At 70.8% G+C, this 16,938-nt stretch carries 17 protein-coding genes; 7 read left to right on the top strand and 10 right to left on the bottom strand.

Annotated elements, in window-relative coordinates; all coding sequences use genetic code 11:
- Positions 1-21: 21 nt before the first annotated feature.
- Positions 22-801, top strand: a complete 780-nt coding sequence (locus tag ACIBJC_RS24325; RefSeq protein ID WP_399295789.1) for an alpha/beta hydrolase — start codon at positions 22-24, stop codon at positions 799-801.
- Complete coding sequence (locus ACIBJC_RS24320) at positions 794-1,648, top strand: hypothetical protein (protein ID WP_399295787.1); 855 nt, start codon at positions 794-796, stop codon at positions 1,646-1,648. Before ACIBJC_RS24325 ends, ACIBJC_RS24320 begins: the two co-directional genes overlap by 8 nt.
- A 55-nt stretch (positions 1,649-1,703) precedes the next feature.
- Here ACIBJC_RS24320 and ACIBJC_RS24315 read toward each other — a convergent pair whose 3' ends face one another.
- The 6 genes from ACIBJC_RS24315 to ACIBJC_RS24290 form a co-directional block, all read right to left on the bottom strand.
- On the bottom strand, positions 1,704-2,465 hold the full coding sequence (locus ACIBJC_RS24315; protein WP_399295785.1) for an endonuclease/exonuclease/phosphatase family protein: 762 nt from the start codon (positions 2,463-2,465) through the stop codon (positions 1,704-1,706).
- A gap of 256 nt (positions 2,466-2,721) precedes the next feature.
- Positions 2,722-3,663 (bottom strand): ROK family glucokinase, encoded by a 942-nt coding sequence (locus tag ACIBJC_RS24310; RefSeq protein WP_399295783.1) that lies wholly within the window; start codon positions 3,661-3,663, stop codon positions 2,722-2,724.
- A 66-nt stretch (positions 3,664-3,729) separates the two neighbouring features.
- Positions 3,730-4,299 carry a DUF5304 domain-containing protein gene (locus ACIBJC_RS24305; RefSeq protein WP_399295781.1) on the bottom strand — a complete coding sequence of 190 codons (570 nt, stop codon included), beginning with the start codon at positions 4,297-4,299 and terminating at the stop codon, positions 3,730-3,732.
- Between the two features lie 89 nt (positions 4,300-4,388).
- Positions 4,389-5,627, bottom strand: a complete 1,239-nt coding sequence (locus ACIBJC_RS24300; RefSeq protein WP_399295779.1) for an ArsA family ATPase — start codon at positions 5,625-5,627, stop codon at positions 4,389-4,391.
- A 6-nt stretch (positions 5,628-5,633) separates the two neighbouring features.
- Positions 5,634-6,080, bottom strand: coding sequence for an SRPBCC family protein (locus ACIBJC_RS24295; RefSeq protein WP_399295777.1), 447 nt, complete (start codon positions 6,078-6,080; stop codon positions 5,634-5,636).
- Between the two features lie 73 nt (positions 6,081-6,153).
- On the bottom strand, positions 6,154-6,921 hold the full coding sequence (locus ACIBJC_RS24290) for a metallophosphoesterase (protein WP_399296044.1): 768 nt from the start codon (positions 6,919-6,921) through the stop codon (positions 6,154-6,156).
- Between the two features lie 330 nt (positions 6,922-7,251).
- On the opposite strand from ACIBJC_RS24290, the gene ACIBJC_RS24285 reads away from it, so the two are divergent.
- Together ACIBJC_RS24285 and ACIBJC_RS24280 are read left to right on the top strand one after the other, a co-directional pair.
- Positions 7,252-9,048 carry an AMP-dependent synthetase/ligase gene (locus tag ACIBJC_RS24285; protein WP_399295775.1) on the top strand — a complete coding sequence of 599 codons (1,797 nt, stop codon included), beginning with the start codon at positions 7,252-7,254 and terminating at the stop codon, positions 9,046-9,048.
- Positions 9,049-9,423: 375 nt separating this feature from the next.
- Complete coding sequence (locus ACIBJC_RS24280; protein WP_399295773.1) at positions 9,424-9,597, top strand: hypothetical protein; 174 nt, start codon at positions 9,424-9,426, stop codon at positions 9,595-9,597.
- 316 nt (positions 9,598-9,913) lie between these two features.
- Here ACIBJC_RS24280 and ACIBJC_RS24275 read toward each other — a convergent pair whose 3' ends face one another.
- Together ACIBJC_RS24275 and ACIBJC_RS24270 are read right to left on the bottom strand one after the other, a co-directional pair.
- Complete coding sequence (locus tag ACIBJC_RS24275) at positions 9,914-10,093, bottom strand: hypothetical protein (RefSeq protein WP_399295771.1); 180 nt, start codon at positions 10,091-10,093, stop codon at positions 9,914-9,916.
- Between the two features lie 155 nt (positions 10,094-10,248).
- Positions 10,249-10,500, bottom strand: a complete 252-nt coding sequence (locus tag ACIBJC_RS24270; RefSeq protein ID WP_399295769.1) for a hypothetical protein — start codon at positions 10,498-10,500, stop codon at positions 10,249-10,251.
- Positions 10,501-10,692: 192 nt separating this feature from the next.
- Between ACIBJC_RS24270 and ACIBJC_RS24265 the strand changes: the two genes are divergently transcribed.
- Entirely contained in the window at positions 10,693-12,165 is a 1,473-nt protein-coding gene (locus tag ACIBJC_RS24265; RefSeq protein ID WP_399295767.1) for a hypothetical protein, read from the top strand.
- Positions 12,166-12,167: 2 nt separating this feature from the next.
- Positions 12,168-13,073, top strand: coding sequence for a bifunctional diaminohydroxyphosphoribosylaminopyrimidine deaminase/5-amino-6-(5-phosphoribosylamino)uracil reductase RibD (gene ribD / locus ACIBJC_RS24260; protein ID WP_399295765.1), 906 nt, complete (start codon positions 12,168-12,170; stop codon positions 13,071-13,073).
- Positions 13,074-13,134: 61 nt separating this feature from the next.
- Here ribD and ACIBJC_RS24255 read toward each other — a convergent pair whose 3' ends face one another.
- Positions 13,135-14,289: a glycosyltransferase family 4 protein gene (locus tag ACIBJC_RS24255; RefSeq protein WP_399295763.1), complete on the bottom strand. Its 1,155-nt coding sequence runs from the start codon at positions 14,287-14,289 to the stop codon at positions 13,135-13,137.
- Between the two features lie 144 nt (positions 14,290-14,433).
- Here ACIBJC_RS24255 and ACIBJC_RS24250 point away from each other — a divergent pair, with 144 nt between their 5' ends.
- Entirely contained in the window at positions 14,434-15,681 is a 1,248-nt protein-coding gene (locus tag ACIBJC_RS24250) for a glycosyltransferase 87 family protein (RefSeq protein WP_399295761.1), read from the top strand.
- Here the strand turns inward: ACIBJC_RS24250 and ACIBJC_RS24245 are convergent.
- Positions 15,638-16,909: a hypothetical protein gene (locus ACIBJC_RS24245; protein WP_399295758.1), complete on the bottom strand. Its 1,272-nt coding sequence runs from the start codon at positions 16,907-16,909 to the stop codon at positions 15,638-15,640. The two genes, ACIBJC_RS24250 and ACIBJC_RS24245, sit on opposite strands and share 44 nt — an antisense overlap.
- Positions 16,910-16,938: the final 29 nt, after the last annotated feature.

Below are 16,938 nucleotides of genomic sequence, written 5' to 3'. Positions count from 1 at the left end.
CTCACGAACAGGAGACCTCTGGTGCCGGTCCTTCCTGGAGCCGAGCCGTACCGCCATGAGGGCGGCGAGGTCGGCGTCCTCCTCTGTCACGGATTCACCGGTTCCCCCCAGTCGCTCCGTCCCTGGGCCGAGTACCTGGCCGGGCGAGGACTGACCGTGTCCCTGCCGCTGCTGCCGGGCCACGGCACGCGCTGGGAGGACATGCGGCTCACGGGGTGGCAGGACTGGTACGCGGAGGTGGACCGGGCGCTGCGGGAGCTGCTGGAGCGGTGCGAGCGGGTCTTCGTACTGGGGCTGTCGATGGGCGGGGCGCTGGCGCTGCGGCTGGCCGCGAAGCACGGGCGGGCGGTCAGCGGGATCGTCGTGGTCAATCCGGGGATCAAGGTGCACGGGGCGGCGGCGTACGCGCTGCCGGTCCTCCGCCATCTCGTCGCGACGACCAAGGGGCTGACGAGCGACATCGCCAAGCAGGGCAACGCGGAGGTCGGTTACGACCGGGTGCCGCTGCACTGCGCGCACTCGCTGCGGAACTTCTTCCGGTTGGTGGACGGGGAGCTGCCGCAGGTCAACCAGCCGCTGTTGCTGCTGCACAGCACGGTGGACCATGTGGTGCCGCCGGCCGACTCGGCCAGGATCCTCGGCCGGGTCTCCTCGACGGATGTTCGTGAGGTCCTGCTGGAACAGAGCTACCACGTCGCGACGTTGGACCATGACGCGGAGCGGATTTTCGAGGAGAGTCACGCGTTCATCGGCCGGCTCGCTCCGACTGTCGGGAAGAAGGGGAGCACCACCGGTGGCTGAGCATGACGCGAACCGCGAACCGCAGCCGATCGACGAGGAAGCGGCCTGGGCGGCGATCGTCGCCGGGTACGGGGAGGAGCCGGCGGACCCGCCGGGCGCCAAGCCGTTCAAGTCGGTCGAGGACCTGGCGCTGCTGGAGGGCGAGCGGAACGGTACGAGACCCGGGGCGGACGCCCCGGACGGGCTCGACGGTGGACCCGGCGGACCTGACGGACCTGACGGACTTGACGCGGGGAAGAAGGCGTCGGAGCCTCCGGGGCTGCTGAAGCCCCCGATGCCACCGGCCTCGACCCTGACCCCGAACTCGACCTCGACCCCGGCCTCGTCCCTGACCCCGGCATTGGCAGCGGATGCGCCGGCGGGTTCGGCCGGGGACGGGGCGAAGAACGACGGAGACGACCAGGGCGGCCAGAAGGCCGACACAGGCGACGCGGCCGACACGGGCGAGGACAGCAGCTCGGAGGCCGGGAAGCCCGTCCTGGGCGGCTCGATCACCTTCGCGCCCGGCGTCGGCGGGCCGGGCATCGCCCTCCCCGGGGCCGGCGGCCCGCGCGACTACCGGCTCGCGGAGCCCGAGGACGGGAACGCCGAGGACGAGGAGGGCCACTTCGTCCCGCCGGAGCCGCCCCCGCTGCCCGAGTCCGACGTGACGGCCAGGTTCGCCTGGCTCGCGGTGATCGGCGGGCCGGTGCTGATGCTGGTCGCGGTCCTGCTGAGCTGGGACATGACGTGGTGGCTGACCACGCTCTGCATCGGCGGCTTCCTGGGCGGGTTCGCGACGCTGGTGGCGCGGATGGATCCGGACGACGACGAGAGCGACGACCCGGGCCGCGGCGCGGTCGTATAGCTGCGCGGTCGCACAGCGGTGGTACAGCGGTCGTACAACCGCCGGAGAGCGCTGCTCACGGCGCCGCCGGTACGCGCAGGGCGGCCAGCACCGGAAGGTGGTCGGTGGCCGCCCGCAGATCGGCCTCGGTGACGCCGGGCAGCCCCCGCGGCACCCCGCAGCCGAGGATGTCGACGCCCTCGGTGGCGAGCACGGCGTCGATGCGCTGGTGCGGGCGGTCCGGTGTGGACGTGTACTCGTCGCCCCACGGGCTGACCGCCCAGCCGTCCTGGAGCTTCCCGGCGAGCAGCCGGAAACCGCGGCCGGTGGGCCGCTCGTTGAGGTCGCCCGCCACGACCGCGTGCGGTACGTCCATCGCCGCGAGCCGGTCGAGCACCATGCCCGCCTGCGCGTACCGCTCGGCGGCCTGGAGGCTGAGGTGGCAGCTCAGTACCGCGAGGCGGGCGCGCCCGATGCGTACCACCGCCGTCGCGAAGCCGCGCCGGTGCAGACCGGGGGTGTGCGGCAGCAGGACGTCCTCGGCGCGTTCGACCGCGACGCGCAGCGAGCACAGGAGGAGCGGCCCGGTCGCGGGGGCGCCGCCGCCGAGCACCACGAGCCCGGTGTGCGCGGCCAGCCAGGCGGCCTGTTGGCGCCAGCGGAAGAAGCGGGGCGCTTCCTGGACGAGGACCAGATCGGGCGCGCACGCGGTGATCACCCGCGCCAGCGCAGTGCGGTCGTCGCGCATCGAGCGGATGTTGTAGCTGAGCACCCGGATCACGGCCGAACCGTCCGGCTCGGTACCGGAGTCGGGGAGCGGGGGCGGGGGCGTCGCCATGGCGCAGAGGATACGGGAGGCGCCGTGTCCGTACGGGCCGACGCCACCCGCGTACGGGCACACGTGGGCGCGTAGGGAAACGTGGGTGCGTACGGAAACGGGCGCCGCCCCGCACGGGACCGCGCGGCACACAACACACAGCACCGCGCCCGCCGCCCCCTCCCGCGGGGTGCGACGGGCGCGTATGCCGAGCGATTCCCTGTCCGGCCGGAGAGGCCCGGAAGGCCGGAAGGCCGAGCGGCCGGGAGGGTGCGGGTCAGCCCTGGCGGGCCAGGTCCGCGGCTCCCACCAGCCCGGCCTCGCCGCCCAGTTGGGCCGCGAGGACCTGTGCGTGCGGGCGCCACTCGCCGCCGATGAGCCAGCGCCGGAACGACTTGCGGATCGGGTCGAGGACGAGTTCGCCCTCGTCCGAGACGCCGCCGCCGACGATGAACGCGGACGGGTCGAACAGCGAGGCCAGGTCGGCCAGGCCGGCGCCCGCCCAACGGGCCAGCTCGCGGAAGGAGTCGATGGCCACCGGGTCGCCGGCCCGGGCCGCGGCGCTGATGTGCCGGCCCTCGATGCCCTCGATGGTGCCGTCGCCGAGACCGAGCAGGGTCTCCGCGTTCTCGGGTGTCGCGTTGGCGCGCTGCCTGGCGTAGCGGACGAGGGCGCGTCCCGACGCGTACTGCTCCCAGCAGCCCTGGCTGCCGCAGCCGCACAGCAGACCGTCCGGGACGACCCTGATGTGCCCGAACTCGGCTGCCACACCGAAGCGTCCGCGGCGCAGCTTGTTGCCGATGATGATGCCGCCGCCGAGACCGGTGCCGAGCGTGATGCAGATGACGTCTTCGTGGCCCTGTCCGGCGCCGAAGCGGTACTCGCCCCAGGCAGCCGCGTTGGCGTCGTTCTCCACGACGACCGGGAGCCCGACCCGCTGCTCGACCTTGTCCTTGAGCGGTTCGTGGCGCCAGTTGATGTTCGGCGCGAAGAGGACGGTGGCGCGCTTGTCGTCGACGTAACCGGCGGCGCCGATCCCGACGGCCTCGATCTGCTGCCCCTCGCCCGCGCCGGAGACAGCCGCGCAGATCGCGTCGACAATGCCTTCGGCCGTCTGCGGAGTGGGCACCTTGTGCGTCTCCAGGATGGTGCCCTCTTCGTCGACCACGCCGGCCGCGATCTTCGTGCCGCCGATGTCGACGCCGATGGTGAGTCCCATGTGTCCCTCAGTTTTCGGTCGAGCCCCGCTACGGGCAACGGTACCCGAGGGTGGGTGCCCGACCGGTCAGTCCAGGTCGATGCGGCCGTCAGGACCGGGCTTCTCGTCGCGGGGATCGGTGGGGTCCTCGGACTTCTTCGTGTCCGGCCGTACGGTGCCGGGCTGTTCGGTGCCGGGCTGTTCGGTGTCCGGCTGCGCGCTGTCCGGTCCTCCGGAGGACGAGGGGGACGACGGCGCAGAGGCGGACGAGGGAGACGACGGGGACGAGGGCCCCTGGGTCCAGCGGGCCTCCTGGCCCTCGACGGCGGAGCGGTACGCGGCGAGCAGTTCGCCGCCCGCCGCCGCGAGGTGGTCGAAGACCCCGGGGTTGCGCTCGATGACCGGCTCGACGGCCTGCTTGGCCTGCTGGACGAACTGCTGGACGGCGCCCTGCGCGGCCATGCCGAGCAGCGGGCTCTGGAACGTGGAGACCTTGTCGGCGACGGCGTCGAACAGCTTGCGCAGCTCGTCGGCGGCGGAGCCGGGCGGGGGCCCGTAGGCGGCCCGGCGGCGCGCCTTCTCCGCTTCCAGGTCTTCCGCGCATGCCGTGGCCCAGGCGTCCGAGTCGGCGGCGGGGCGCTCGGTGGCGTCGCTCATGGCGTACTCCTGCGTCAGGGGCAGAGCCTTCCGCCATGGGCAGCGGAAGGGTTCGTACCTTCGACGGTACCCGAACGGAGGTACGCCGTTCAGTGTCCGCGCGGCCACAGAGTGGGGTCGGGGGCGAATCTCACCCTGAGCACCCCGTCCGTGAGGGCCGCGCCGGTGACGGTGCAGCGGCGCAGCGCGGAGGGCAGCGGAACGATTCTCCGGAACGGGCCGACGGTCAGCAGGAGTTCGTCGTCCTTGCGGACCAGGTTCAGTTCGCTCTTGACGGCGCCGGGCAGCGGCACGCACCAGACCAGCAGGTTCTCCTCCGCGAGCCGGTCCTCGACCGGCCAGGAGATCCCGGCCGCCTCGCCGGCCGACTCTTCCCCCGCCTCTCCCGCCACCTCCGAACCCGCGGCGTCCAGCAGCGCGAGATCGTCGAGCCCCTGCGGATCGCGGCCGAGATGCCCGACCGGCCGCCGGTCCGCCGGCCACTCGGCGAGGTACTTGCGCTGCTGGGCGACGAGTGTCGCGAGCCAGGGGTCGGCCGTGTCGTGCGGCAGCAGGCGGTTGGGGACGGGGGCGTCGGCGCGCAGCCCGTACAGGGCGAGCGCGGTCCGCGCGGTGTGCAGCGCCCGTGCCGCGGCGGGACCCGGCTCGGCGACCAGCCGTACGGTCGTCGCCGGGTCCTCGATCAGCCGCTGCACGGCGGCCAGTTCGGTGTCCCAGCGGGCGGCGGTCTCGTACAGCCACTGCGCGGGCATGGGTATCCCGGCGAGCTGGGCCATCATCGGGCGCAGCGCGCGGGCGGCCTGGCGTTCCTGGGGCAGCAGCCGGCGCAGATAGCGGCGGAGCTGTTCGGGCAGGGCGAGCAGGGCGAGGGCCTCGCGCAGCGGTGGGAGGTCGACGACGAGGGTGTCCCAGTCACCGGCGGCGGCCCGGCGCAGCGCCTGGAGCAGGGCGGACTGTTCGCTGCCCGGGAGCGTGGTGAGTTCCTCGCCGGCGAGGGGGCGGGCGCCGAGCAGGTCGAGTCCGGCGGCGACGCGCTCCTGGAAGGCGAGGGTTTCCGTACGGAAGTGTTCGCCGGGGTCGACGCGGGCGGCCCACAGTCCGCCGGAGCCCACCACCGGGGCCGAGGCCGCACCGACCGGGGCCGGGTCCGTACTCACCGGGGCCGGGTCCGTACCCACCGTGCCCGGGTCCAGGCCGAGGAGGTCGTCGAGGGGGTCGGCGGAGAGCAGCAGGACGCGTCCGCCGCGGCGGGCGGTGGCCAGCGCGGTGGCGGCGGCGATGGTGGTACGGCCCGCGCCGCCGGGACCGGTGACGAGGACCGTACGCATCCGGGGTCAGGCCCCCGAGCCGGATTCGACGCGCTTCTTCAAGCCGTCGAGGGCGCGGTCGATGATGACCTTCTCCGCCTTGCGCTTGATCATGCCGAGCATCGGGATCTTGACGTCGACGGTCAGCCGGTAGGTGACCTCGGTGTGGCCGCCGGCGACGGACCTGAGCAGGTAGGAGCCGTCGAGGGCGCGCAGCATCTGGGACTTGACGAGGGTCCAGCTCACCTCGTTGTCGCCGGTCCAGGTGTAGGCGAGGGTGTGGTCGTCCTTGATGGCGCCGGCGTCCAGCACCAGCCTGACCTGCTCGGCGCGGCCCCGGTCGTCGGTGGCGAGCACCTCGGCCTGCTTCACCTCGCCGGTCCAGTCCGGGTAGCGGGCGAAGTCGGCGATCACGCCCATGACGTCGGCCGGTGCCGCCTCGATCGTGATGCTCGAACTGGTGTGTTCCGCCATCGCCGTGTCCTCCGGTGCCGGTGCTGTTCCGGCTTCTGGGTCTGTGGTGTGCAGGCTATCGCGAGTGCGACGGTCACCATTCCATGGTCCACGGCCGCCCGGTCGAGGCGAAGTGCCCGACGTTCACACACTCCGTGGCCCCCACACGCATCCGGCGGGCCAGCGGCTGGTGGACATGACCGAAGAGCGCGTACCGGGGGCGGGTGCGGTGGATGGCGTCGAGCAGGGCGCGGCTGCCGCGCTCGAAGCGGCGGGCGACGGTGTCGTACGTCAGCTCGGGCACCTCCGGCGGGATGTGCGAGCAGAGGACGTCGACCTCGCCGAGCGCCTCGACCTTGGCGGCGTACTCCTCGTCGGAGATCTCGTACGGCGTGCGCATGGGGGTGCGCAGCCCGCCGCCGACGAAGCCGAAGACCCGGCCGCCGAGTTCGACCCGGTCGCCGTCGAGCACGGTGGTGCCCGGCCGTACGTACTCGGGCCAGAGGGAGGGGATATCGACATTGCCGTAGGTGGCGTACGTCGGATCGGGGAGGGCGGCGAACAGTTCGGCGTACTGACGCCGTACGCCCTGCTGGATCGCGGTCTCCTGGTCGAGATCGAGCGAGCCCCACAGCGCGCGGCCGAACTCCCTGGCCTCGTCGAAGCGCCGGGCGGTGCGCAGCTCCACGAGCCGGTCGGCGTTCGCGACGCCGAAGAGGTCGGGGAAGATCCCGCGCGAGTGGTCCGCGTAATCCAGGAAGAGCACGAGATCGCCGAGCACGACGAGCGCGTCGGCACCGTCCCCCGCCCGCGCGAGATCCCTCGCGTTGCCGTGTACGTCGCTCACCACATTGACCCGCATGCCCTTACCCGCCATGGCGATCACCCTAGGGCCTCTCCCCCGCGGTGGTGCGGGGGTTCCCCTACGGCGGTCGGAGGTTCCCCGCGTAGACGGTGCCGGACCTGCGGTTACTTTCGCGGTGCGAGAGGGGTGGACTACTGTGCGCGAAGTACCGTCAAAGGCGATGTGACGCAAGGAACATCTGGCCGGAAAACCCTATCGGTGGGAAGTACCGATGGGTAACGTCCGGGCAGTCCAGTCGTGCTCGTCCCGTCGAGCACCTGCCCGATCTTGGACCGCAGCCGGCACGCACAACGCCGTGGCGCCGGCGCCCGATGAGGAGCAGCAGTCTTGCGCGAGTTCGGCCTTCCGGCCCTGTACGAGGTCCCCTCGGACGGCAATCTGACGGATCTCATCCGCCGCAATGCCGCTCAGCACCCCGATGTCGCGGTTCTGGGCCGCAAGGTGGCCGGGGCCTGGACCGATGTCACCGCCACGCAGTTCCTCGCGGAGGTGCGGACCGTCGCGAAGGGGCTGATCGCGGCGGGCATCCGGCCGGGCGACAGAGTCGCGCTGATGTCGCGCACCCGCTTCGAGTGGGTGCAGTTCGACTTCGCGATCTGGAGCGCGGGGGCGGTCACCGTCCCGGTGTACGAGACCAGTTCGGCCGAGCAGGTGCAGTGGATCCTCGGTGACTCGGGCGCGGTCGCGGCGATCGTGGAGAGCGACGAGCACGCCGCGTCGGTCGCGTCCGTACGGGGCGGGCTGCCCGCGCTGCGCGACGTCTGGCAGCTCGACCGGGGCGCGGTGGCGGAACTGACGGCCGCGGGCGCGGAGGTCACGGACGCGACGGTCGACGAGCGGGCCGCGACGGCGAAGGCCGACGACCCGGCGACGATCGTGTACACCTCGGGCACCACCGGCCGCCCCAAGGGGTGTGTGCTGACGCACCGCAGCTTCTTCGCGGAGTGCGGCAACGCGGTGGAACGCCTCAACCCCCTCTTCCGTACCGGCGAGTGCTCCGTCCTGCTCTTCCTCCCCGCCGCGCATGTCTTCGGGCGGCTGGTCGAGGTGGCGGCCGTGATGGCGCCGATCAAACTCGGCTGCGTACCGGACATCAAGAACCTGACCGAAGAGCTGGCCGCCTTCCGTCCGACGCTGATCCTCGGGGTGCCGCGCGTCTTCGAGAAGGTCTACAACGCGGCGCGCGCCAAGGCGCAGGCGGACGGCAAGGGCCGGATCTTCGACAAGGCGGCGCACACGGCGATCGCGTACAGCCGCGCGCTCTCCACCCCGCGGGGCCCGTCCCTGGGGCTCAGGATCCGCCACACGGTCTTCGACCGGCTCGTCTACCGGAAACTGCGCGCGGTGCTCGGCGGGCGCGGCGAGTACGCGATCTCCGGCGGCGCCCCGCTGGGCGAGCGGCTGGGCCACTTCTACCGGGGTATCGGCTTCACGGTGCTGGAGGGGTACGGCCTGACGGAGTCCTGCGCGGCGACCTCGTTCAACCCGTGGGACCGCCAGAAGATCGGCACGGTCGGCCAGCCCCTGCCGGGCTCGGTCGTCCGGATCGCCGACGACGGCGAGGTGCTGCTGCACGGCGAGCACCTGTTCACGGGGTACTGGAACAACGAGGCGGCGACGGCGGAGGCGCTGGCCGACGGCTGGTTCCACACCGGCGACATAGGCACGCTCGACGAGGACGGCTACCTCTCGATCACGGGCCGGAAGAAGGAGATCCTGGTCACGGCGGGCGGCAAGAACGTCGCCCCCGCGGTGATCGAGGACCGCATCAGGGGGCACGCGCTGGTGGCGGAGTGCATGGTCGTCGGCGACGGCCGCCCGTTCGTGGGCGCCCTGATCACCCTGGACGAGGAGTTCCTCACCCGCTGGGCGAAGGACCACGGCAAACCGGCCGCCTCGACCGCGGCGACGCTGCGGCTCGACCCGGAGCTGCTGGCGGAGGTCCAGCGGGCGGTGGACGAGGGCAACGCGGCGGTGTCGAAGGCGGAGTCGGTACGGAAGTTCCGCGTGCTGACGGCGCAGTTCACGGAGGACGCGGGGCACATCACGCCGTCGATGAAGCTGAAGCGGAACGTGGTGGCGAAGGACTTCGCGGACGAGATCGAGGCGATCTACCAGACCTGAGGGTCTGGCCATTGGATGCCGTCGGCCGCGTCATCGCAGTCCAGGGCGGGCAGGTACCGCACACCGTGGTCCCCCTCCCCGGGGTGCGTTGGACGGCGCAGGGCCTCCCCCTTCAGCTCTGATGATCGCGGCTCCAGGCCGGGAGTAAAGGGCGCTCCTACGTCGCGTCGGCAAGCCGATGGCCTTCGGCCACCCTTGAAACCCGACCTTCCGCCGCGCGAAGACCCTCCGGAGGGGGCGGCCGGGGGAGGTCCCCGGCCGGCAGCGTCCTGAACAGTCGGTGAACAACAGTGCTTTCGAGTCGAATGGAGTCGGCCCGGGTGGTCGACTATCCGATGCAACCACACATCGGTATATGGGGGAGAAGAAGAGAAGATGCGGATCTTGCGTACGCTTTCTGTGGTCGGCGCAGCCGCCGCCTTGGCGGCCGGAGCGACCTCAACCGCACATGCGCAGGTCGCAGCCGACCCGGAGACGGCGTACAACGTCTCCTACGGCAACTCCTACTTCAAGGGCAGCCTGATCTGGTACACCGCTCGGTCCAGGTAGGCCGCGAACTCCACGCCGCCTCCGGTTGTCGGGAAGTCATCCACTACACCTGGGCGGGCAACTCCTTCCTGGACTCAGAGCTCCGGAGCGCCTGCAACGGCACGGTCGGACACGGCTTCACCCTGTCCGCCGACGTCGTCGGCGGAGCCACCGACGTATACGTCGACTTCTACGACAACAACGGCGTGTACGAGACCGGGTCCCACTGCACCCACAGCGGCTGCTCCCGCTGACGCGATCCGAAGCTGCCTGGGCACCCAGGCACCCACTGCACAGAAGAACCAACCGGCCGGGGCTACCGCATCGTCCGGTTGGTTCATTCTTCATACCCGGCTTTCGGCGGACTTCCGAAGATCCGTTCAAACAGAACACCGTCATCCAGTATGCGAAGCTCATTCGCGATCAACTCTTGCCGTACCTTTTCAAGTTCGCTTACGGCCGCGTCGCGTTCTCGGCGCAGCACGATTCGTTCGCGTAACATCTGAAGCTGCGACATTGCGTAATCGGGATCAGCATGCAGTTCCCTGTTCTCCCGGACGATACTCCGTCGGCGCCGGCTCAGGAGAAGTACGGGCGCGGAGAACTGACCGCGCAACCCCCACCACATCTGCACCGACGTGGTCCTGCCCCGGAACCATTCACGAACGCAGGTCACACTCCACCCCTGCTGCTGCGCTTGTTCCGGTCGGCCAACCTGGCGCTGATCCGCTGGTCACCGGGCTCATAGTCGGGGCAGACGGGTTTGCCGCACTCGCACTTGGGCCACCTGAGAGCCGAACCGGGGGCCAGGTCCGCGCCTTCCGCTACGGGTTCCTTGCCGAGTACGAAGACACCGCCCCGTCCGAACGCGTCGGACAGACGGGACAGCAGATCCCGCGCCTCGCTCCTGTTGTCACTGTCCATCAGGCACCCTCCCTGAACGCGACCGGGCCATCCGGTCGTTCGGCACGTGCGTGCCACTTCATGACCATTCCAAGAGCGGCTCCCTGGCGGGCACTCGAACGGGGAACCCCACTTGCAACTTCGGGGAACCCCGTTGCAACTCCGGGGCTACTCTGGGGAGAGATCACCTTCCGTCATCGCAAGGGGGAGGCCATGGGCGATCGCGAAACGCGGCGAAGTGGTTATCCGTTGACCATTCCCGAAGCGCTGTTGAACAGCGATGTGATGCGACGCGCCTGCGCTGTAAGGGATTTCCAAGAGATCTTCCGCCTCGTCAACAGGCGGACGGGCTCCAGCCACGCGGCCATAGCCGCAGCCGTCGGCAAGATGACCAGCTCACGTGTCAGCGACGTCATCCGAGGCGCTCGCGGAATTCGAGGACAGCAAGTAATCGAACGCGTAGCGGACGGCTTCGGTATCCCGGGCGACATGCTCGGACTGCCACGCCGACCGTGGGAGGGTTCCCCGGAGAATATCGATCGACCCGGCTGTCCGGATTATGCTGCCCCGGACCAAGAGATGCGAACGGATCCTCTTCCTCCAGCATCCGATGTGGTCCTGGTTTCGCTGTGGATCGAGGGCAGGAGGCGGGTCGTGGCGGTAAATCGACGTACGCTGCTGACAGGTGCGGTGGGTGCCGCTGCGCACGGCCCTTACCCGATGGTCGCTCCGACAACCTACGAGATTCCCGACCTTGAACCTGCTCCACTGCCGAAGTTCGATGACATGCGCGTAGAGGCGGCCATCGAACATCTCGGGGAAATGTGGCACGTACTAGTCAAGGCCGACAACCTATTCGGACCGCGCCATACACTCGCATCGGTTCATCAACAAATCTCTCTTCTTGAAACACTCCTGGAGAATGCAAGAAGCGACCAGCGCATCGACCTACTGAGACTAGCAGCACAGTATGGCGAGTCCGCCGCGTGGCTACACGAGGACTCGGTTGATATTCAAAGTGCGGCGAAATGGACGAGTCGAGCCATGGAATGGGCAACCGAATCCGGCGATCAGGCAATGGTCGCATGGACCCTGTTCCGAAAGAGCCAACAAGCAACCACCCGAAAGAACGCGGCTCAGACCATCAGCCTCGCGAGAGCTGCCCAGCGAAGCGGACTTACGCTTACGAAGCCCATGCGGGCCGCAGCCATGCAACAAGAAGCACACGGATACGCATTGGACGGGAATGAAGTCGCCTGCCATCGCCTCTTGGACGATGCTCATGGGTTCGCAGCCCTATCGGAGACCAAAGGCGACGCCCGTTCAGGACATGGCGATTTCTGCACGCCGAGTTATCTTGAGATCCAGCGAGCAAATTGCTGGCTAACTCTCGACCGACCGGACCTTGCAGCCCCGGTCTTCGAAAGGGCATTGGCCGAGCTTCCAGGCGCGTATCAACGCGACCGGGGACTAGCTCAGGCACGGTTGGCCATGGCGTACGCCGGAATCAAGGCGTACGACGAAGCAGCCACGCAAGCCACATCCGCCCTAGATATCGCACGCAGTTCAGGGTCAGCGCGAACGATGGATGAGACGATGGCTGCCGCTAACACGCTTCGCGCGGCTCCTGCGTCGCGCGCCGTATCCGAGCTGCTTGAGACAATCAAGGAAGAGTCGGGGTTCTGAACATGGCAACCGCTCGTGAATTCGCTGCCATGCGGCGCGCTATCGCCATTTCCGCTCAGGGCCTGGGATCCACCAGCCCGAATCCGCCCGTTGGGTGTGTGATCCTCGATATCGAGGGGAAAACGGTTGGCGAGGGATACCACGTACGCAAGGGAGAATCGCACGCAGAGGTGAACGCGCTGGCCGCAGCAGGAGAACGCGCTCAAGGCGGGACAGCCGTCGTCACCCTGGAACCGTGTAACCATTTCGGCCGAACTCCCCCGTGCCGCGCAGCACTGATCACCGCGAAAGTGACCAGAGTAATCATTGCTGTCACGGACCCCACGTCTCGCGGAGCGGGTGGCACCGCCCTCTTGCGTGAGGCGGGGGTGGACGTGGAACAGGACTTCCTCAAGAATGAAGCACTGCTGGTGCTGGATCCATGGCTGGCTTCGCTGAAGCACGACCGCCCTTTTGTCACCTGGATATACGAAGGCGAGCCGGACGGCACCCCGAATTCACGCGATGCCGCCGGTGCAGAATTCAATGAAGTGCGAGCAATTCGAGAAGCTTACGACTTCGTCGTCCATCAAGACGGAAAAATCGAAGAAGGAAACCCGGGGAGCCACAGCACCGAGGCGTTCCAGGTTCCGAGCGAACCACTCAAAGGAAAACCTGCCGAAGTGCTCCACATGCTCGGCGAGGCAGGCGCGCGAACCGTACTCGTTCGCGGCGCATCCGAATACGCTAGGACCCTTCACGCGGTAGGCGCCGTGGATCAGGTGATTTCTTATATTCCGAGCACGCCGCATTCATGGACTCCCGGCGAGAGCCCCATAGCGATCCCAGAGGGTTACCGGCTGACCGACGTCACGTCACAAGGCGGCTACGTGCGCATGGTGGGGCGTCTCCTGCCGTCCGTCCGCTGAGGAACGGCAGGAGAAGGGAATTCAGCGGGAAGAGGGAGGGACAGCACCCAGCCCCCGCCCTTCAGAGCAGCAGCCGCAGCCGTTCCGCCAGCAGGTCCCAGCGCCAGCGTTCCTCCACCCAGGCCCGGCCGCGCTCGCCCATCCTGCGCCGTAGTTCCGGGTCCTGGAGCAGCGCGACGATGCGGTCGGCCGATTCCCTGGCGGCCGTCTCCGGCGGGCCGCCGTGGACCACCCAGCCCGTCTCGCCGTCCAGCACCGCGTCGGGCGCGCCGCCCGAGTCGCCCGCGACGACCGGGAGGCCGGTCGCCGAGGCCTCCAGGTAGACGATGCCCAGGCCCTCCACGTCGAGTCCGCCCCGGCGGGTGCGGCAGGGCATCGCGAAGACGTCGCCCGCGCCGAAGTGCGCGGGCAGCTCCGCCCAGGGGACGGCGCCGGTGAAGCGTACGGAGGCGGCGACGCCCGTGGTCCCGGCCAGCTTCCGCAGGTCCGCCTCGTACGGGCCGCCGCCCACGATCAGCAGGACCGCGTCAGGCACCCGCGCCAGGATCGCGGGCATCGCGAGGATCAGCGTGTCCTGGCCCTTGCGCGGCACCAGCCGGGAGACGCAGACGACGACGGGCCGGTCCGTGAGCCCGAGCGCGGCGCGCACCGCTGCGCCGCCCGAGTCGGGGTGGAAGGTCTTCTCGTCGACGCCCGGCGGCAGTTGCCGCATCCGCGCGGCGGCCTCGGGAGTGAGTGCGGGCGCGATCCGCGACCGGGTGTACTCACCCAGATAGGTGATCGTGTCCGTGGACTCCCCGATACGCCGCAGCAGGTGCCGGGAGGCGGGCAGTTGCGCCCAGCCCGCCTCGTGGCCGTGCGTGGTGGCGACGAGGCGCCGCGCGCCCGCCCGGCGCAGCGCGGGCGCCATCAGACCGAGCGGGGCCGCCGCGCCGAACCAGACCGACTCGCAGCCGTGCTCGCGCAGCAGCCCGACGGCTCTGCGGGTGACGCGCGGGGTCGGCAGCAGCATCGTCGTGCGGTCGCGTACGACGGTGAAGGGCTGCTCCGCGTCGAAGGCGTCGGTGGCCTCGACGCCCTCGCGTCCCCGCTTCCAGGTGGACGCGTAGACGACGAACTGTTCGGGGTCCAGGCGCAGCGCCATGTTGTGCAGGAACGCCTGGATGCCGCCCGGCCTGGGCGGAAAGTCATTGGTGACGATCAATGTCTTGTGCATCGCCGCCGACAGTACCGGGCCGCGACGCGGCCCCGCCTCGTGGCTCTCGCACAGCGGGGGCGGGCATCATGGCGTCCGCCGACTTCCGCAATCAGGGATGAAACGGACGGCGGTCGGCTCGCACGGAACAGGGAAGGGCCGGTCATGACGGGCGCGCACGGCACACGGACGGCGGTCGCGGTGTGGACCCTCACCAGGGCGGCTCTGCTGCTCTGTGTTCTCAAGGTCGTCACCGTGCCGGGGCCCGATGTCACCAGCGACGTCTCGGTGATCTACCGGGGCTGGTACGAGGTGCTGAGGTCCGGCACGTATCCCCTGTCGGACGTGACCTGGCAGTATCCGCCCGCCGCCGCGCTGGCGATCGCCTCGCCCGCCGTGCTGCCGTTCCTCGGGTACGCGTCGGCCTTCTTCGTGCTGGCGTTCCTCTGCGACACGCTGGTCCTGGGGCTGCTGCTGCGCGCGGCCCGGGGCGCGGACCGGTCGGCGCGCGGGGCGTGGGTGTGGGTGGCGGGCGTACCGCTGCTGGGGCCGACCGCGTACGCCCGGTACGACGTGATGGTGACGGCGGTGGCGGTGGCCGCGCTGCTCGCCGGGGTGGGGCGGCCGAGGCTCATGGGGGCGCTCGCGGCGTTCGGCGCGCTGCTGAAGGTGTGGCCGGCGCTGCTGCTGGTGGGGACGGAGCCGGGGCGGGCCACCCGCCGGGCGTGGACGAGCGCGGCACTGACGGCGGCCCTGCTGGTCGCGGTCGCCTGCGCGGCGCTCCCCGGGGCGCTGGCGTTCCTCACCTTCCAGCGCGACCGGGGCACGGAGGTGGAGTCGCTGGGCGCGCTGGTGTTCCAGGTGTGGCGGCACTTCGGCTGGGAGGGGGGCGTGCAGCTCAGTTACGGGTCCGTGGAGTTCGTCGGACCGTACGTCCCGCTGGTCAGCTCCGTGGCGCTGGCCCTGTCCGTGCTGGCCCTGGGCTGGCTGCTGGTGTGGCGGCTGCGCGCCCGTACGTACTCGGCCCGTACGGCGCCGGACGCGGCGTTCGCTGCGGTGCTGCTGTTCACCACCACGAGCCGGGTGATCAGCCCGCAGTACCTGCTCTGGCTGGTCGGGCTCGCCGCGGTGTGTCTGACGCTGCGGGCGAGCCGGATGGCGCTGCCCGCCTCGCTGGTCGTGGTCGCGTCGGCGGTGACCCTGCTCGAATTCCCGCTGGGGTTCGCCCATGTCGTGTCCGGGGACCCGCTCGGGGTGCTGCTGCTGTTCGTACGCAACGGTCTGCTCGTCGCCGCGACGCTGCTGGCCTGTCTGCGGCTGTGGCGGGAGACGGTCTCCGGGCCCCGGCGCGCCGCCGCGGCGCCGGACGTCAGCCCAGACGCCGCCGCACCCGATCGCGCCACAGCTCCGTGAGCCGCTCCGGGGTGGTGGCCAGGACATCGTGCGCGGCCTTCTCCACGGCGCCCCCGCGGCCCGGATGAGTCCCTACCGCGCGGTAGAAGGCGGTCAGCTTCTCCTCGCCCCACTGTGCGGCGATCAGGTCGCAGGCCAGCCAGCCGCTCTCGTACGCGCGGGCCAGCCGGTCCGCGTCTCCGGCGAACGCGAAGTCCTCGTCGGAGGGGAGCGCGGCGGGCGCGTCGCCGCGGCGTACGGCGCGCTGGAGTTCGGGGGCGATCCGCCCGGCGGTCAGGCCGGTGGTCCGGTACGCGACCCAGTCCGCGAAGCCCTCGGAGAGCCAGGACGGGGTGGCGGCGGAGGTGGCCTTCCTGGTCGCCACGTGGGTGGTCTCGTGGGTCAGTACGATCTCCCGGCCGTGGGCGCCGAGTTCCCCGTACGCCTCCGGGTTGACGACGACCCGGTCGGCCGGCGAGGCGCCCGCGCCGTCGGTCTCGCCCGTGGTGACCGCGGCGATGCCCCGGTAACCGGCGGCGGGCGCCCCCAGGAGCCCTCCCATGGCCGTCAGGTCCTCCGGCACCAGCAGCACCACCCGGCGCGCCCAGCGGCCCGGCCAGGCGGCGTCGACGGCCGGTACGGCGCGGTCGGCGACGGCCGCGATCTCCCGCAGCCGCGCCCGGTCCTGCCCGACGCCCAGGACGAGGCCGCGGGCGCCGTGCACGGCCCGTACCGCGCCCTGTTCCCAGAGCTGGGCGCCGCCCCCGTCGCCGGGGCGGTCGGCGCTCACGTACCAGCGGCCCGCGCGCTCGGTCAGCTCCATTGCGCGGGGCGCGGTGACGGGCGCGCTGTCGTGACCGGTGAGCCGGTGGCGCAGTTCGGCGCGTACGGTCGCGCGGGCGCCGGAGCGCCGTACCTCGGTGAGGTGGTACGCCCACGAGCCGAGGGGCACCTCGGCGAGATTCCTGAACTCGGCGCGCGCGGTGGCGCGCAGGGCGTACGCGGCGGGGTCGACGGCGGCCAGGTAGGCGGCCTCGTCGCGGTCCAGGACGGCGGCGGCCCGGCGGTCCAGGGTCCGGCGGATCCCGTCCGTGGCCGTCGCGGCCGGGTCGGGGGCACGCGCCGGGGCCGTACAGCCGGGCGCCAGGAGCACTCCGGCCAGCAGCGGCAGAACGGCGCGCCGCCCCACCCCGCCACCGGTGCCGCCACTGCCGGCGGCGGCACCGCCCCTGCGCTCCTGACCTGCCACGCCGCCGATCGTACGGGGCCGTTGCCCCT

Source organism: Streptomyces sp. NPDC050509, from assembly GCF_044457965.1.
GTDB lineage: Bacteria > Actinomycetota > Actinomycetes > Streptomycetales > Streptomycetaceae > Streptomyces.
The sequence above is the reverse complement of the archived record's forward strand: the minus strand, read 5'-3'. Positions and strand labels throughout refer to the sequence as shown.

What these genes read in the sequence shown, in the direction of transcription:
- ACIBJC_RS24270 (WP_399295769.1), bottom strand. Translation starts at nt 10,500, where the DNA reads ATGGACAGTGACAACAGGAGCGAGGCGCGGGATCTGCTGTCCCGTCTG.
- ACIBJC_RS24255 (WP_399295763.1), bottom strand. Translation starts at nt 14,289, where the DNA reads ATGCACAAGACATTGATCGTCACCAATGACTTTCCGCCCAGGCCGGGC.
- ACIBJC_RS24315 (WP_399295785.1), bottom strand. Translation starts at nt 2,465, where the DNA reads ATGGCGACGCCCCCGCCCCCGCTCCCCGACTCCGGTACCGAGCCGGAC.
- ACIBJC_RS24275 (WP_399295771.1), bottom strand. Translation starts at nt 10,093, where the DNA reads ATGTCGCAGCTTCAGATGTTACGCGAACGAATCGTGCTGCGCCGAGAA.
- ACIBJC_RS24295 (WP_399295777.1), bottom strand. Translation starts at nt 6,080, where the DNA reads ATGGCGGAACACACCAGTTCGAGCATCACGATCGAGGCGGCACCGGCC.
- ACIBJC_RS24305 (WP_399295781.1), bottom strand. Translation starts at nt 4,299, where the DNA reads ATGAGCGACGCCACCGAGCGCCCCGCCGCCGACTCGGACGCCTGGGCC.
- ACIBJC_RS24280 (WP_399295773.1), top strand. Translation starts at nt 9,424, where the DNA reads ATGCGGATCTTGCGTACGCTTTCTGTGGTCGGCGCAGCCGCCGCCTTG.
- ACIBJC_RS24250 (WP_399295761.1), top strand. Translation starts at nt 14,434, where the DNA reads ATGACGGGCGCGCACGGCACACGGACGGCGGTCGCGGTGTGGACCCTC.
- ACIBJC_RS24310 (WP_399295783.1), bottom strand. Translation starts at nt 3,663, where the DNA reads ATGGGACTCACCATCGGCGTCGACATCGGCGGCACGAAGATCGCGGCC.
- ACIBJC_RS24290 (WP_399296044.1), bottom strand. Translation starts at nt 6,921, where the DNA reads ATGCGGGTCAATGTGGTGAGCGACGTACACGGCAACGCGAGGGATCTC.
- ribD (WP_399295765.1), top strand. Translation starts at nt 12,168, where the DNA reads ATGGCAACCGCTCGTGAATTCGCTGCCATGCGGCGCGCTATCGCCATT.
- ACIBJC_RS24265 (WP_399295767.1), top strand. Translation starts at nt 10,693, where the DNA reads ATGGGCGATCGCGAAACGCGGCGAAGTGGTTATCCGTTGACCATTCCC.
- ACIBJC_RS24300 (WP_399295779.1), bottom strand. Translation starts at nt 5,627, where the DNA reads ATGCGTACGGTCCTCGTCACCGGTCCCGGCGGCGCGGGCCGTACCACC.